A 15,908-nucleotide genomic window follows, 5' to 3' on the forward strand; every position below is an offset into this window, starting at 1 on the left:
TGTTTTATGAAAACAGAGCCTTTGAACATATTAAGTTACTTAGTGTTCAAAGTTTGCTGACGTAGTCTTCCTGCATGCATCACCTTTAATAATCCTCCTTTCAATAATATAAGTAATACTATACTTTATTTATAAATAAATATCAATAAAGACACCAAATATAATATCCCATTAAGATTAACTACAGATTCCCTGAACCTTTAATTTTCTGCTTAGCGTATAATTTCCGCGTTTTGTCGGCAGGAACCCATGCCCATCAACCTAAGAAATTAGATGTTCCCCAAAACGAAAATTTTATCTTTCCATAATTGTTTATGAGAATTCAATACATTGGGGACAACGAATTTATCACCTCATTTTTCAAATTCTAAGCGCATTTTTGTTTCCTAGGAAACAAAAATGCGGTATACTTGCATACATAAACATAATATTTATTAACTGGGAATCTATTATGTGTACATGTTTTTGTACGATTAGTCCTAATCAATCAAATAAATGGAGGGCATGACATGGGAAATCATTATGATGTAGCAGTTGTTGGTGGTGGTCCAGTAGGATTAATGACCGCATGTGAATTAGCTATTCAAGGTATAAAAGTTGTTGTGTTGGAAAGAAGAGTAGATCGTATACGAAATTCTAGAGCAATGACATTACATCCTCGCTCCTTAGAATTGATGGCTATGAGAGGTATTGAAACCAAATTTTTATCTCGTGGGGAAAAATTAGATACAAGTCATTTTGCTGTCTTAGAAACAAGATTAAACTTCAAAAATTTAGATACGGATTTTCCTTACACACTTTTTATTCCTCAATCTATTACAGAAAAAATATTAGAAGAACGCGCATTAGAATTAGGTGTAGACATCAAACGAGGGCATACTGTGAAGAACTTAAAACAGTATGAAACATTCGTAAAGCTAGAAGTAGAGCAAAGAGAAAATATATATAAACTAGAAGTTCCATATGTAGTAGGTGCTGACGGTGCAAGAAGCATCGTACGCGAATTATCGCATATACCGTTTAGTGGAACGGATACTACAGCCACTGCTATATTGGGAGATGTTATTTTGAAATATATTCCAGATAATCCGTTTTTCTCTACATCTAATATACATGGGATAGTAATGATGGTACCGATTGCGCCTGGATTATTTCGTTTTGCAATTGTAGATCCTGTATATCAGCATACACCTGTACAAATTGCTGTCACAGAAGAGGAGCTTATGGATAGTGTTTATCGTATTACAGGTGAACGTATTCAAATTAAGGAAACGATTTGGCTCTCTCGTTTTGGAAATGCAACCAAATTAGCAGATACTTATCAGCATTTGCGTGTATTCTTAGCAGGAGATGCGGCACATATTCATTTACCTGCAGGTGGACAAGGTTTAAATGTAGGTTTACAAGATGCTTTTAATTTAGGATGGAAATTGGGATTAGCTATAAAACAGAAAAAATATGAAAACCTATTAGAAAGTTACCATATTGAACGACATGCTGTAGGAAAACAATTTTTAAAAGAGACACAAGCGCAAGAACAATTAATGATGAACTTTTCAAATGCTGGGATAGAACTAAGAGAGCTATTTTCTCACTTACTCACATACCCAGAAGTGAATCAAGATTTAGCTGAAAAAGTAAGTGGTCTAGGAATTATGTATCCATCTATGCATAATACGGAAAAACATCCATGGCTAGGAAAAAGATGTCCCAATTTTTCTATTTATGCACAAGATCAGAACAATCACACACTCTATGAAGTGATGCATGATGGAAAATTCATTTTATTGATACATCCTTCTTATGTAGATATGGTAGATAAAATAAACATTGATTCACATATAAGAGTGATTGTAGGACAAATGCAACATTCTGAGTTAGAAAATATAGGTGCAGTTTGCATTCGACCGGATGGTCATATAGCTTGGATTGCGCATACCAAGAAAGACGTATCATTAGGTATTGAAAAAATGCAAAATAACATGTAATTCAATATGTTATTAACTAATCAGACTCTTTCGTAGTAAGAAATCACACAATTTCAAAAAATAAAAAACGTTATTCTTTCTTTACTGCTTGCTAAGAAAGAGTAACGTTTTTTATAAATTATATATTGGGTACTTTACCCATCGCCATCAAGCTAACGAAAACGAAATAGTGTTTCAGCCGAGATATGTGTATTTGTTAAGTGAAAAAAGTTGTTTAATTTACAATAAAGTCGTTAAAAAAATAATAAAATTGTTTAATTTTTATTGGACTAACAGGCAGTGTAGTTGAAGAGTATTAGTTAACTTGTGTTCAACAATTGGGCCAGATTGTTGAGAATCCTGCTCAAAGAGAGTTAGGTATTTATGTTAAAATATTGCGAGTGAAATCAGGTCCTTAACGATTTTATCAAGTATCCAGCAAAATAATTTAGAAACGAAGAAGGGACAGTACTAACATGGAAAACGTATCAAATATAGATAAATTGGAATCAATAAAATCTTTACAATCGACAATCAGTAAACTCGAAAATGCCTTATCACAGATGACTCAGAAAGGTGCAAATACTACCTTAGTAAAGAAACGACTCAAAGCTGTTTGCATCGGCTTAGCAATGCTAGAAAACGTTTGGAATCAAAGACCCCATCATTACACTCAGGAAGATTTAGCAGAGGCTCGCAATGTTCTTACTGGTTTGCTTCCATCAATCGAGAACATTTATGATAAGTCAAAGGCTGGTAGTCCTCAAATAACGCTTTTAGAAAGAAGAATAAAAGCGTTGAACCTAGCTATTCAAGTGATTGACAATTTTTTTAATAAAGAACTTATCTAACTCAATAGAGTAACGGGTGGGTTCTGTTGCAAAGTTTGAAAAAAGCATAAACAGGTTGGTAAATGAGGAACAATGTTTAGGAAGTAGCTAATAATTGTTGAAGTTCATTGTACGTTGAAAAGGCGGAGTCTCTTTGAAGACTTCGCCTTTGTTTATATAGGGCATGAATAGTCTCGATACCTTTTATCGTACGTGAAGCATGACGAAGATTTTGAAATCCTGCGGATTTGGCAAAACGTCTCTTTACATGCCTATGATCCTGTTCAATGAGATTATTCAAATGTTTGATTGTACAATGGATTGTAGTTTGATAAAATCCTTGTTTTCTTAATTTGTTAAATGCGCAAAGTAATGCCGACGCTTTGTCTGTAGTGAGAACCGTAGGTTCTCCAAAATGTTTTACTAATCTTTTCATGAAGGCATAGGCAGCCTGATGATCCCATTTTTTACGAAGTTGAATATCCAATCTGTGCCCATCTTTATTAATTGCACGATAGAGATAACGCCATTCTCCCTTAACTTTGATATAAGTCTCATCCAAATACCAAGATAAGCGTGCAGATTTATTTTTCACTTTCCAAATTTGATAGATGAGATTTCCATATTCATGAACCCATAGCATGATGGTTGTTGGGTGAACTGAAATACCACGTTCTTTCAGGATTTCAGATACATCGCGATAACTTAAAGAAAAACGACAGTAGTAGCCCACGGCTACTAAAATAATATCTTTCTTGAATTGTTTTCCTTTAAAATATCTCATGTCTGATTCTCCTAGGTCCTGTTTTCTAGAGTGTAGCCTTCATGTAGAAAACTTTGCAACAGAACCCTAATTCTTCTATTGTTAATTTAATTTCACAGTTCCCACTACCGCAGGAAGGAGAAAATTGTAAATATTTGTAGCGATACATCCAAATAAACTTCAACATCTTCAGTTACAGCAAATGGACATACACCACCTTTTACGTGACCAATGAAGTCTTCTACTTTGCTTGCATTAATCATCTTTGCTTTAACACCAAACTGTTCCTTGTATTTACGATTATCAATTTTAGCGTCGCCTGCGGTTACTATTATTAAAACACGATCTTCTGTTTGAAAAGAAAGAGTCTTTGCAATTCTTTGCGGCTCACAGTGTAACGCTTTTGCTCCATTAGAAAATACTTGATGTTTTTTCTAGATGATATTTAAATTTGCTTCTAATCTGGGATTAATGGTTTAAAGCAAAGTTTGCTGTATTCATTGTTTAATGGTTAATATGCTATTCCCTTTCAAGTAAAATTGCACCCGCGATTCCTGGATGTGTCATTTCGTATGGGTCTAGAATTAAATCTAGCTCCTCCTCTGTTAAAACATCATATTTTAGGCATAGTTCTCTTATCGGAGCTCCACTTAAAATTGCCTCTTTGGCAATGCGGGCAGCAACCTCGTACCCAATATGAGGATTAACCGCTGTAATGACACCCACACTATTTTCTACATATTCATTCAAACGTTCTTCATTTGCCTTGATTCCCTTTAAGCAGTGATTTGAGAAAACACGGAAAGCATTATCCATAATGCTTATAGACTGAAACAGGTTAAATACAAGGACTGGCTCCATAACATTTAGTTCCAGCTGACCCGCCTCTGACGCAAGGCAAATAGTATGGTCATTACCAATCACTTGGAACGCTACTTGGTTAATCACCTCTGCCATCACTGGATTTACTTTACCAGGCATGATGGATGAACCCGGCTGACGTGCCGGTAACGTAATTTCCCCTAATCCAGCTCTTGGGCCAGATGCCATTAAACGTAAATCATTCGCGAATTTTGACATATTCATCATGCATACTTTCAATGCAGCGGATACCTCTGTATAGGCATCCGTACTTTGCGTTGCATCGACTAGATGCTTAGCACCAACAAGTGGTAATTCACTAATTTCAGCGAGATATTTGACAACCAGTTTAATATAACGAGTGTCTGCATTTAATCCTGTACCGACTGCTGTCGCTCCCATGTTCAATTCATATAAATGTTGGCGGGATTGCTTAATACGCTTAATATCACGTTCAATCATGCGTCCATATGCTTCAAATTCCTGACCAAGACGAATTGGTACAGCATCTTGAAGATGGGTGCGGCCCATTTTGATTACATGATTGAATTCTTGTGCTTTTTGTTGGAACACGCTGTGCATATCGGCCATTGTTTTCAGTAATTTTTCAAGAAGATTCAACACTGCGATATGAATTGCTGTAGGAAATGCGTCGTTTGTAGATTGAGACATATTCACATGAGTATTAGGACTGCAATGGAAGTAGTCTCCTTTTTCTTTCCCTAGTAATTCAATGGCACGATTGGCAATGACTTCATTTACATTCATATTTATTGATGTCCCGGCTCCACCTTGAATAGGATCTACGATAATTTGATCATGCCATTTCCCTTTCATCATTTCATCTGCCGCTTTTACAATAGCTTCTCCAATTCCTGAATATAGGCGTTTAACGTCCATATTTGCTTGTGCTCCTGCTTTTTTCACCATAGCCATTGCTTTAATTAATTCTTCATGTATTCTAAATCCTGTGATTGGAAAATTTTCAACAGCACGTAGAGTTTGAATTCCGTAATAGGCCTTGATAGGTACTTCCTTTGATCCTAAAAAATCTTTCTCAACTCGCATGTGCTCTTTTGTATTTGACATATTAATTTCTCTCCTCTATAAAATACAAAATCCTAAAAAGATAGATAGAATCATTACCAATCCTTATCAGATGGAAGCGTTAAATCACTTGCTAAAGGGGTTTCAATGATCTCTTTGACCTCTTCTAATTTATCAGTTTGTCCAAGTGTCCACATCAGTTTCGCCATGATGGCTTCCGTATTCATATCTCCAGATAATATTACTCGATGCTGTGCTACCTTTTGTCCTACTTCATAGAGAAGTATATCTTCGCCTTCTTCCAAGCACTGAGTTGTGATCACTATAGCAATTCCCTCTTCAGTAAGCTCTTGAATTTTTGAAAGCAAGTTCCTTCCTTCAAAAGGTAATCCGCCGTTACCAAAGCTTTCAATAATAATTCCTTTATACAAACCTTTTAGACAATCAAATATCTCTGGCTTTGTACCTGGATACAATTTCATAAGAAAAACATCTGTACATAAACTAGTATTTACCGAAAGTGTATTACTAGTAGACATTGGCTTCCAATGATATCTAACTTCATTTTCATTTACATCGGCAACATATGGATAATTTACACTTTCAAACGCATCATAACTTTTGGTTCGCATTTTAACGGCTCTTGTCCCAATAATGACCCGACCATCAAAAACAATGAACACACCGCCAATATCCTCACAGGAAAACCTCAGGGCATCAGCTACATTTTTCCTTGCGTCTGTTTTTTTAAAACTGATAGGGACTTGTGAGCCTGTTAAAACAACCGGTTTTCTTAGACCTTGAAGCATATAAGAAAGCGCAGAAGATGTATAGGCTAACGTATCTGTCCCATGTGTAATCACAAATCCGTCATAATAATCATAATGCTGAAAAACAGCATTAGCCATTTCTACCCAATTCTCAGGCTGCATATTGGTACTGTCAATGTTCATTAAGATTTTGCAATCAATTTCTATGTTTTGGGATGACTTAGGGAAATAATGTAACAATTCCTCAGCAGCTAATCCTGGAACGAGCCCTTCGTTTCCCTCCACTGAAGCAATGGTTCCACCAGTTGCAAGTATTAAAATTTTTTTCATACACAACACCTCCACAGAATAAATAACTTTTCATCGTTCGCGAAATGCGTATTTATATTTATCATTATAGAACTTAATTTGTAATAATCAAGGTTTTGTATTCTATACGCGTACTTTTTTCTATTCTTGGTTATTTTTCTATGTTATAATTGACTCAACAAAAATAGATGGGGTATGAGACGAATGCTGGAACGTTTATCTGAATTAAGAAAAAATCAAAAATGGTCCTTACAAGATACAGCAGATCGACTTGGGATTGCGAAAAGTACCTATGCTGGGTATGAAAATGGTTACAGATTGCCTTCATTACAATCTTTATCCAAAATAGCAGATTTATTTGATACATCAGTAGATTATATATTGGGTCGAACTGAATATCCGCAAAAGAAAATAGGTGTTGTTGAGATTACAAAGATATTGCAAGATTCTAACCATACACTTTCCATAGACGGGGAATCGTTATCTACAGAAGAAATAATCGAATTTATAGCTTTTGTGAGGAGTAAAAGAGAATTAAAAGCTGGGAGAATAGAAGAGCTTTTATCTACAATTGAAAATAAGTAAAATAAAAACGAAAGAAGACTACATTATACTCTTTAAAATTGAAAATACTGATACTTTTGCAAGACGTCAGTGATTAGTATGCAAACATTATCAAACGTACATTACTTTATTAACTTGAGAGCAACCTAGCGCTATCTCAAGATGATCTTTAAATTCTGACGGAATTACAAAACTTTGTAAGAGGTCCTTTTTCGCTTTTTAAGGGCCTTTTACATCGACAGGGACAAATTGTATGGTTCTGTTGCAAAGATTTCTAAACTGAGATAACCTGTAGAAAAAGTGTGAGCAGGAGAATGATATATGAGGTATTTTTAAGGAAAACAGTTTAAAAAGGATATTATTTTAGTAGCCGTCGGCTACTATTGTCGTTTTTCTTTAAGCTATCGTAATGTATCTGAAATCTTGAAAGAGCGTGGTGTTTCGATTCACCCAACAACCATCATGCGCTGGGTTCATGAATATGGAAACCTTATCTATCAAATTTGGAAGAAGAAAAATAAAAACGTTCAATTATCTTGGAAACTAGATAAAACCTATATAAAAGTCAAAGGAAAATGGTGTTATTTATATCGTGCAATTGATAAAGACGGGCACACATTGGATATTCAACTTCGTAAAAAACGGGATCATCAGGCTGCCTATGCCTTTATGAAAAGATTGGTTAAAACATTTGAAGAACCAGCGGTTCTCGCTACAGACAAAGCACCAGCATTACTTTGCGCATTTAACAAATTAAGAGAACAAGGCTTTTATATAAATACAGCTCATTGAACAGGACCATAGGCATGTGAAGCGACGTTTTTCCAAATACGCAGGATTTCAAAATCTTCGCCATGCTTCCCGTACCTTGAAAGGCATCGAAACCACATTACGATATTACGGTGTTTTATTAGTACAACAAAGGGCGGAAAGGGAGTGTAACTTTACTAATGGAGTTAAAACAAAATGTTGAAAAATGTGTGATTTTACTTCACGAAATTTATGGAATCAATCAACATATTCGATATTATGCAGATTATTTTTTTCAAAATGGCTATGATGTATATATACCAAATTTATTAGGAAAAGATGTACCATATTCTTATGAAAATGAAGAAGTAGCCTATCATAATTTTAGTCAAAATATTGGTTTTGATGCTGTACTTCAAAAAACAAAGAAACTCATACGTGATGTTGAACAGTCTTATAATAAAATTCAGATTGTCGGTTTTAGTATAGGGGCAACTGTTGGTTGGCTATGTAGTGATGAGCCATCAATTCAAAAGGTAATTGGTTTTTATGGTTCTCGTATTAGACAATATATAGAAATTGAACCAAAAGCTGAAGTTATTTTATTGTATGGCGATAAAGAAAAGTCCTTTGAACCAAAAGAATTGAAAAAAGTGTTAGAACAAAAAAGTAATGTGTTTATTGAAATTGTAGAAGCAGAGCATGGTTTTGCAGACCCTTTTTCTAGTAAGTATCAAGAAGAAATAACAAAACAAATTATTGAACGTTATTTATTATAAATGGGGGCTATGTTGAACGATGCGCTTTCCGAAATGAAACAACTTTATTATTCATTTAAATGAAAAGACTGCAACAAATAAAACTTATTTTTTATCAACTTTAAAACCACCTACTAAATTAACTTGTAGGTGGTTTCTGCATCTCTAAGTATATAATTAAACAACTTTAATATCTTTTGACAAAATGTTTAATTATTTTTGCGCTCCTTATTCCATTAAAGTATTTGTTAATCTGAGAGAATATTTTTTATGGTTAACTTTTTGAGTATTAAACAGTGTGATTCTGGATTGATAACCTTTGAGTCTTACATATTTGTGAAAGAAATATTTATCGTGACTCCTAATTTAATGCTCCATCATCTCATGGGCAATATCATGTCCATCCATTTTTGATAGGTAGTAGGTAGGCCAGTGTATGACTTCATCCAATAAAGCTTTACGGTCATCACCCCAATACAGGTGGTAATGACTAGCTTTATTTGGATAGATACTATGATCACTAAATTGAATATACTGAGGAACTCCTTCAGCTTTTTCTGCTAGTTTAAATATGTATCTTACACCTCTATTTCCCGCATCATATGTCAGAATTTCGTACCCATCATAGATATACTTACCAGAATATTCTTCTCCATTTTTGAAAAACGTTACAATATTCCCTTGAATCACAATACGGTTAACATTTGTTTGATACCCTTCATTATAATACTCCTTATATTCTTTAGCTGTCATTTTACCTGTATGTTTCGCTTTATACGCAAATACCTCATCAAGCGTTCCATCTTGCAAATATGGATATACAGATTGCCAGTCTCCTTCCCAATCGGAGAGTGACCGTTCTTTCACTTGGCTGTCTTCAAAATATCCTTCATAAATTTTTTTTGTTTCTTCGTCATGTGCATGACTATGATCGTGCTCATGGCTGTGATCGTGTTTGCTTTCATGTGTGTGACTTTCAGATGCTTTATTAGACTCGCCTTCGGATGAACTTGAAGTCTGACAGCCTACTAATACTAGTAGTGAACCAATAGTTAATATGCCTATCCTCTTTACAAATGAAATCTTCATTAATAACACTCCTTAATTTAAATCGTAATAATTACGTTTTAAATTATACATATATCTTGTGTAAACATCAAAGGAAAAATACCCCAATATCACTGAATGGATGATCCTATCCATAAATCTTCGTAGACTATTACAAGTGGTTCTGGGACAAAAACTTCACCAAAAGCCAGTAAAATAATTAACCGATTACTTAACGTACAGGGAATCGGTTATTTTGTATCTAAAATGTGTCTAAACGTACAATTTTTTTGATATGGTTACTCCATAAAGAGTAATACCTTATGATAAAGTAAGTATTCTAAAAGCCCATGACTATATTAATGTAATAGAGTCATGGGCTTTTAGAATTTGTTAGAATACTATATTGATGAATTTTTATAACTTTTAGCTTTATGGTGTTTTAAAATATAGCATAATTTTCTTTAAAAGTTAAATGCTTGGGTCCTGCCAGAAATTTAAAGAGAAGTGATCATTTTCTTGATAAGCTTCAAATTCATATCCTTTTTCTTTTAATCCTTTTATAATGGCTGGTACGGCTGCAACAGCTTGAGGATGAATATCATGCATTAATATGACTTCTTTAGACCTAGTCGCACCAATAATTACATTTTGAGCAATATTCATGGAAGCCGACTCTACAGGTACATTATTATATGTCCAATCTAGGGAGTCAATTGTCCAATCCCATACTTTAAATCCCCCCTCTGCTACCTTATTACGAAGTGCTTTATTTAATCCAGGCATAGAACCGTAAGGAGGTCGGGTTAATTGTGGTTTTTCTCTAATAATATCTGCTATTAAATTTTGATTTGTTTTCATTTCATTAACATAGTCACCATTTGTATATAATTTTTTGAAATCATGAGTCATGCTATGCATCCCCACATAATGACCTTCTATTTTTTCTCGTTTTACTAAATCAGGATATGCCTTTACATTCTTACCAGTTAAGAAAAAAGTTGCTTTAACATCCATTTGTTTTAGTATATCTAAAAGCTCAGCTGTATACTTTCCTGGTCCATCATCAAATGTAAGATATGCAACTTTCCGTATTTGACCGTTAAATTGATTAGGTACTGGTTTGTTTATCTCAAATTTGGGCTGTTCACTTACAAGCTGAATTGGGTTCTCTTGGTTTGTTACCCCTCTTGCGGGTGATGCAATTAATTGAATCACAAAATAAATAATGACTACTAGGGCTACTGTTAGAATTGATATTACGAATTTTTTGGCCTGAAATATTTTTTTCACTCTCTATATTCCTTCCTCTATCTATTAGCAATAATTTTTGTAAATACAATTATACCAAATTACATATGGCACATAATAAATGGTCTGATTTACCATTTTTTTGAATTGTTTCACTAATTAGTACTAAATGTATTTTTCTTCTGCACTAAGTTTGTAATGGTGTACCTTTTAGAACAAAAAAGAATCCATTTTGGATTCTTTTTCTTTAATCTTTAAAATGAAGAGAGTTCAGATAGTAAGTAACTAAAAATATTCGCTATTCTAATAGTCATGAATCTATTAGGAAGTATCTTTCCTCAACAATACATTAATTCATCAACTTATCTAACATCTTTCCACTTCCATAAGCGAAAAGTACTTTTGCAAAGATAATCAATACATATACAATCGAACGGTTTTGGTGCAAAAAAGAATAAAATGCATATATTCCTAACGGAATCGTATCTTATACTGCAAGTTCAAACAATTGATGAATGAATTCTTTCTGCTTTTGGACAGACTGGTCCCGTAAATCAATCTGCTCTTTTTTAATCATATGCATGGCTTCTACTCCAAAAAGAATGGTTATAGCTGTGTCAAAAGATTTGAACCCTAGCATAAAACGGATTCGCTTTTTTATAAAGCGATGATCTTGCTCTACTATGTTATTTAAATACTTTTGTTGTCTAAGTTGCATACTGTCAGGTATGCTTTTCTCTTTTTTCAACTGTTCAATTGCTATAGGATAAGCTGGATTCTTATCGACTGTTATGACACGAGGCTGCGAAACATGAAAAGACCGCAAAGCTTTCTTGAAAAAGTGCTTTGCAGCCTTCTGATCTCTTGTTTTACTGAGGCAAAAATCGATTGTGTTTCCTTTCGAATCAACAGCACGGTACAGATACATCCAATGCCATTTAACCTTGATATATGTTTCATCGACTCTCCAAGAGTCATTGGTTTGCTTGAGGTGACGATGAATTCGTTTGTCCAATTCAGAACCATACTGATGAACCCAACGCATAATCGTTGTATGGGAAATGGATAAGCCCCGTTCCTCCATCATTTGCACCAAATCACGAAAGCTGAGATTATACCGTAGGTACCATCTCACTATAAGAAGGATAATCTTAGGCTGGTAATGCCTCCATTTGAATACATTTTCCTTTTCCATACTGATCACACACCTTTTGTAGAGTAATCGTATCAGTATGTCCAATATTTATAGATTCATTGCAATTGTCCTGAAGTTTTTGCACCAGAACCGATAAGATTTCCATATTCATGAACCCAGCGCATGATAGTTGTTGGATGAATAGAAATACCACGTTCTTTGAGAATGTCAGACACGTCACGATAACTAAAAAAAACGACAATAATAGCCTTTTTGAACTGTTTCCCTTTAAAGTATCCCATCTGTGATTCTCCTCGTTTTCTTTTTCGAAAGTGTAGCTTAGTTTAGAAAACCTTGCAACAGAACCACTATCGATATGATGATTAATAGAATTTTCTGTGTTTATTATCTTGCGATTTTATCATGTGCTTTTGAAATTTTTTCCTCATTTAAATTACTGTGTTTTATCGAATAAATGAAATATATTACTGCCCCAATAGTAATCCAAATACTAAAGTACAACCATGTTCTTAACGGTAAATTTAGCATTAAGAACACACAACATATAATTGAAATGCTTGGTAATACAGGTACAAACGGTACCATAAATCCACGTTTTAAACTTGGGTGTGATTTACGGAGGATAATAACTGATACACAAACTAGCGCAAACGTCACCAAACTACCAATATTAACCAAATTAACCAGCTCTTTCAAATCAATAAATCCAGCTATCACAGAGCTTCCTATTCCCGCCAATCCAATTGTAAAGGTAGGTGCTCCAGTCTTCTTATTAACCTTCGCAAGTGATTTTGGTAACAGTCCATCACGACTCATTGCAAAGAATACTCGTGTTGCTGCATACATATTCGAGAAAATAACAGCCATAAGGCCAATTACAGCACCTGCAGCAATTACACCAGCAACTTTTCCTTGTCCTACCACTTCCATTACATAAGCCATTGCCTCAGGTACATTTAATTCTTTATAGGAAACCATCCCTGTCATAACAAGACATACTATAACGTAAATAAGTGTACATATGATTAACGATACAATAATACCGATGGGAAGATTACGGTGCGGATCTTTTACTTCTTCTGCTGAAGTTGCTAATATATCAAAGCCCGTAAAAGCGAATAATATGGCTGCTCCACCAGCAAAAACTCCACTTAAACCGTATGGTGCAAACGGTACCCAGTTCTCTGGCTTTACATAGAATATACCAACCAAAATAAATAATACAACCATTCCAATTTTAATCAATACCATTGTATTATTGATACGTTTACTTTCCTCCGTACCACGCGATAACATCCATGTTAATATCAATGTAATGATTACCGCTGGTAGATTCACAATACCACCTTGCGATGGAATCGTTAATAGGGCTTTGGGTATCTCTAATCCAAAGCCACTTATTAAATTGTGGAAATATCCTGTCCATCCACCAGCGACTGCCGCTGTTGCCACAATATATATTGAGAGTAACGTCCAACCTACTAAATGAGCCACAAACTCACCAATTGTTGCATAGGAGTACGTATATACACTACCTGACGTTGGGAGTGTAGAGGCAATTTCTGCGTAACATAATCCTATAAATGTACAAACAATCGCTGCAAGTGCAAATGAAAAAATAACTGCTGGACCAGCATCTTTTGCTGCTACTAATCCAGTTAACACAAGAACTCCTGTTCCAATTATCGAGCCTATTCCTAACATAATTAAATCAAATGCTCCTAATGTTTTTGTTAAGGTCTTACTTTGATTATGCTCTAACAATTGTGTAACAGATTTCTTTTTTAATAACTTACTCATATTCTCTGTATCCCCTTTAAAAAATAAGGTATGTTTTTCTAATTCTTGTGATATATATAAATTTACTTAGATATTAGCTATCCCAAAACTTTACATTATATAGATTTAAAATATTCAGAAAAAATATCGATGCTTTTTTGAGAATCTTTATAGGAATAGATTCTATTTTTTCTCCTTCATCCAATGTTCAACAAAAATCAGCTGCAATTTATTTATAAATAGATTGTAGATATTTTGAGTGACTCCCAAAACAAAGAATAACAGATTTTTTCATTCTAAAGAGATGCTTAGTTTTATTAGCCTGATAGGAATTTAGTGATATCTCATACATAATAAATTATTTATTTAATCGAATTTCACCAGAACTAAGGGTATTTTTCTTCCGTAATACGCTAAAAATATAACCACATACACCGCCAATAATAGCTGGAAGTACCCAACCTAAACCTACACTATAGAAAGGAAGAGAATGGGCGAAAAAATTATGAATTATTTCGATTTTTATTCCAGCAGCATTTAAGCCATCAAATGAACTAATAATAAACGTTAATATCAAACTGCCTTGATATACTTCAGATTTACCGTTAAACACAGAGTGTAAGAATGTTAAGAATATTAAGGTGATAGCAATTGGATACATAGTCATTAATACAGGGATTGAAATCGTAATTAATTGTGTTAATCCTATATTTGCAACTAGTGTACTAAAAACAGATAAAATAATAGCAAATTTTTTGTAAGAGATCTTTGGAAATAATTCATGGAAAAAAGAAGAACAAGCAGTGATAAGTCCTACGCTTGTGGTCAAACAAGCTACTGTAATCATTAAACCTAATAAAATTGCACCATAAGAACCAAAATAATAGTCCGAAACTTTTGCTAAAACTTCAGCACCATTATCTAAACGACCTAGTTTTTCAACACTAGAAGCCCCCATATAGGAAAGGGCAGTATAGATAAGAGCTAAGAGTGTAGCAGCAATAGCCGTTGCTTTTGCACAAACAATCATAAGCTGTTTTTTAGTGGTAGCCCCTTTTTCTCTAATTGCATTCACAATAATAATCCCGAAAACAAAAGCTCCAAGAGCATCCAGTGTTAAATAACCTTCTTGAAAACCTTTAAAAAATGCATGTGATGTATACCCTTCAAAAGGTGCTTGAATTCTTCCAATCGGATGAACAAGAGCTACAACTACGAGCAATCCGATAAATATCAATTTAATAGGAGTCAAAAATTTTCCAACTACATCAATAATTTTTGTAGGATTAAGTGATAACAAGCATGCAACTGTGAAAAATAAGATTGTAAATATGATTAATGTAACAGGACCTGCATCATTTGATAAAAAAGGTTTAATTCCAATTTCAAATGATACATTACCAGATCTAGGGATAGCGTAAAAAGGACCAATTGCTAGATAGAGAACAGTTGTAAATACAATACCAAACAACGGATGTACACGACTAGCTAAAGATTGTAAATCCTTTTTGCCAGAAAAAACAAATGCTGTTATTGCTAGCAATGGTAGACCAACTCCGGTAACTAAGAAACCTGCATTGGCTATCCATACATTCTTTCCAGCCATTTGACCAAGCATAGGTGGAAAAATTAAATTTCCTGCTCCAAAAAACAATGCAAATAGCATTAATCCTATAATTATGATAAAGGAAGAAGGAACTTTTTTTGACATAATAAATCCTCCGATTACAAATTTTTATACACTCTTTATTTATACAAATTATATACTAATTTAGGTTATTCCAGCTTAGAGTACAGTGGCGGAAGGCTATGTTATGGTCCTCCTCCCCTATAAGAGAATAGCAATAGGCTTTTAACTTTAAAAATAGCTTGAATTAATGAATGTGACGTTACCCCATGCCCATCAAGCTAAGAAAACAAGTCACCCCCAAAACGATAAAAAGTAAACTTTATTACTATAAAGTCACAAAATTTTCGTTTTGGGGAACATCATAAAACCTTAGCTTGATGGCAATGTGATGTTACCCCTAAATGTAGCTTCTTATTTATTAGTTAA

The 15,908-nt window shown here is 34.1% G+C and carries 12 protein-coding genes and 3 pseudogenes; 5 read left to right on the forward strand and 10 right to left on the reverse strand.

The genetic code is table 11. The features are described from left to right. Positions 1-509: 509 nt before the first annotated feature. Together HRG09_RS22495 and HRG09_RS22500 are read left to right on the forward strand one after the other, a co-directional pair. Entirely contained in the window at positions 510-1,988 is a 1,479-nt protein-coding gene (locus HRG09_RS22495; protein WP_174103031.1) for an FAD-dependent oxidoreductase, read from the forward strand. A gap of 455 nt (positions 1,989-2,443) precedes the next feature. Then, positions 2,444-2,818: a hypothetical protein gene (locus HRG09_RS22500; protein WP_174103032.1), complete on the forward strand. Its 375-nt coding sequence runs from the start codon at positions 2,444-2,446 to the stop codon at positions 2,816-2,818. Positions 2,819-2,894: 76 nt separating this feature from the next. On the opposite strand, the gene HRG09_RS22505 is transcribed toward HRG09_RS22500, so the two are convergent. From HRG09_RS22505 to HRG09_RS22520, 4 genes and pseudogenes are all read right to left on the reverse strand, one after another. After that, the gene (locus HRG09_RS22505; RefSeq protein ID WP_174103033.1) at positions 2,895-3,581 is read right to left on the reverse strand and encodes an IS6 family transposase; all 687 of its coding nucleotides are present in this window, start codon (positions 3,579-3,581) and stop codon (positions 2,895-2,897) included. A 25-nt stretch (positions 3,582-3,606) separates the two neighbouring features. Next, a pseudogene (locus HRG09_RS22510) lies at positions 3,607-3,967 on the reverse strand (YbaK/EbsC family protein); the annotation flags it as partial. A 112-nt stretch (positions 3,968-4,079) separates the two neighbouring features. Further along, positions 4,080-5,510: an aspartate ammonia-lyase gene (gene aspA / locus HRG09_RS22515; protein ID WP_174103034.1), complete on the reverse strand. Its 1,431-nt coding sequence runs from the start codon at positions 5,508-5,510 to the stop codon at positions 4,080-4,082. Between the two features lie 53 nt (positions 5,511-5,563). Continuing rightward, the gene (locus HRG09_RS22520) at positions 5,564-6,568 is read right to left on the reverse strand and encodes an asparaginase (RefSeq protein ID WP_174103035.1); all 1,005 of its coding nucleotides are present in this window, start codon (positions 6,566-6,568) and stop codon (positions 5,564-5,566) included. Between the two features lie 183 nt (positions 6,569-6,751). On the opposite strand from HRG09_RS22520, the gene HRG09_RS22525 reads away from it, so the two are divergent. The 3 genes and pseudogenes from HRG09_RS22525 to HRG09_RS22535 all read left to right on the forward strand — a co-directional run bounded on the left by HRG09_RS22525 (position 6,752) and on the right by HRG09_RS22535 (position 8,640). Beyond that, positions 6,752-7,132 carry a helix-turn-helix domain-containing protein gene (locus HRG09_RS22525; RefSeq protein WP_174103036.1) on the forward strand — a complete coding sequence of 127 codons (381 nt, stop codon included), beginning with the start codon at positions 6,752-6,754 and terminating at the stop codon, positions 7,130-7,132. Positions 7,133-7,468: 336 nt separating this feature from the next. Next, positions 7,469-8,084, forward strand: a pseudogene (locus HRG09_RS22530) (IS6 family transposase). After that, on the forward strand, positions 8,062-8,640 hold the full coding sequence (locus HRG09_RS22535; RefSeq protein WP_174103037.1) for a dienelactone hydrolase family protein: 579 nt from the start codon (positions 8,062-8,064) through the stop codon (positions 8,638-8,640). Before HRG09_RS22530 ends, HRG09_RS22535 begins: the two are co-directional and overlap by 23 nt. Positions 8,641-8,985: 345 nt before the next feature. On the opposite strand, the gene HRG09_RS22540 is transcribed toward HRG09_RS22535, so the two are convergent. From HRG09_RS22540 to brnQ5, 6 genes and pseudogenes are all read right to left on the reverse strand, one after another. After that, positions 8,986-9,708, reverse strand: a complete 723-nt coding sequence (locus HRG09_RS22540; protein ID WP_174103038.1) for a metal-binding protein ZinT — start codon at positions 9,706-9,708, stop codon at positions 8,986-8,988. A 429-nt stretch (positions 9,709-10,137) separates the two neighbouring features. After that, entirely contained in the window at positions 10,138-10,959 is an 822-nt protein-coding gene (locus tag HRG09_RS22545) for a peptidoglycan-N-acetylglucosamine deacetylase (RefSeq protein WP_174103039.1), read from the reverse strand. 445 nt (positions 10,960-11,404) lie between these two features. Then, positions 11,405-12,112, reverse strand: coding sequence for an IS6 family transposase (locus HRG09_RS22550; protein WP_174103040.1), 708 nt, complete (start codon positions 12,110-12,112; stop codon positions 11,405-11,407). 92 nt (positions 12,113-12,204) lie between these two features. Then, positions 12,205-12,354 (reverse strand): annotated as a pseudogene (locus HRG09_RS22555) (IS6 family transposase); the annotation flags it as partial. A 103-nt stretch (positions 12,355-12,457) separates the two neighbouring features. After that, complete coding sequence (locus HRG09_RS22560; RefSeq protein ID WP_174103041.1) at positions 12,458-13,873, reverse strand: amino acid permease; 1,416 nt, start codon at positions 13,871-13,873, stop codon at positions 12,458-12,460. 337 nt (positions 13,874-14,210) lie between these two features. Beyond that, positions 14,211-15,563, reverse strand: coding sequence for a branched-chain amino acid transport system II carrier protein BrnQ5 (gene brnQ5 / locus HRG09_RS22565; protein WP_174103042.1), 1,353 nt, complete (start codon positions 15,561-15,563; stop codon positions 14,211-14,213). Between the last annotated feature and the right edge of the window lie 345 nt (positions 15,564-15,908).

Origin of the sequence: Bacillus sp. Xin1 (assembly GCF_013314535.1) — a bacterium.
Lineage (GTDB): Bacteria > Bacillota > Bacilli > Bacillales > Bacillaceae_G > Bacillus_A.

What these genes read in the sequence shown, in the direction of transcription:
- HRG09_RS22540 (WP_174103038.1), bottom strand. Translation starts at nt 9,708, where the DNA reads ATGAAGATTTCATTTGTAAAGAGGATAGGCATATTAACTATTGGTTCA.
- HRG09_RS22520 (WP_174103035.1), bottom strand. Translation starts at nt 6,568, where the DNA reads ATGAAAAAAATTTTAATACTTGCAACTGGTGGAACCATTGCTTCAGTG.
- HRG09_RS22525 (WP_174103036.1), top strand. Translation starts at nt 6,752, where the DNA reads ATGCTGGAACGTTTATCTGAATTAAGAAAAAATCAAAAATGGTCCTTA.
- HRG09_RS22560 (WP_174103041.1), bottom strand. Translation starts at nt 13,873, where the DNA reads ATGAGTAAGTTATTAAAAAAGAAATCTGTTACACAATTGTTAGAGCAT.
- HRG09_RS22550 (WP_174103040.1), bottom strand. Translation starts at nt 12,112, where the DNA reads ATGGAAAAGGAAAATGTATTCAAATGGAGGCATTACCAGCCTAAGATT.
- HRG09_RS22495 (WP_174103031.1), top strand. Translation starts at nt 510, where the DNA reads ATGGGAAATCATTATGATGTAGCAGTTGTTGGTGGTGGTCCAGTAGGA.
- HRG09_RS22535 (WP_174103037.1), top strand. Translation starts at nt 8,062, where the DNA reads ATGGAGTTAAAACAAAATGTTGAAAAATGTGTGATTTTACTTCACGAA.
- HRG09_RS22505 (WP_174103033.1), bottom strand. Translation starts at nt 3,581, where the DNA reads ATGAGATATTTTAAAGGAAAACAATTCAAGAAAGATATTATTTTAGTA.
- aspA (WP_174103034.1), bottom strand. Translation starts at nt 5,510, where the DNA reads ATGTCAAATACAAAAGAGCACATGCGAGTTGAGAAAGATTTTTTAGGA.
- HRG09_RS22500 (WP_174103032.1), top strand. Translation starts at nt 2,444, where the DNA reads ATGGAAAACGTATCAAATATAGATAAATTGGAATCAATAAAATCTTTA.
- brnQ5 (WP_174103042.1), bottom strand. Translation starts at nt 15,563, where the DNA reads ATGTCAAAAAAAGTTCCTTCTTCCTTTATCATAATTATAGGATTAATG.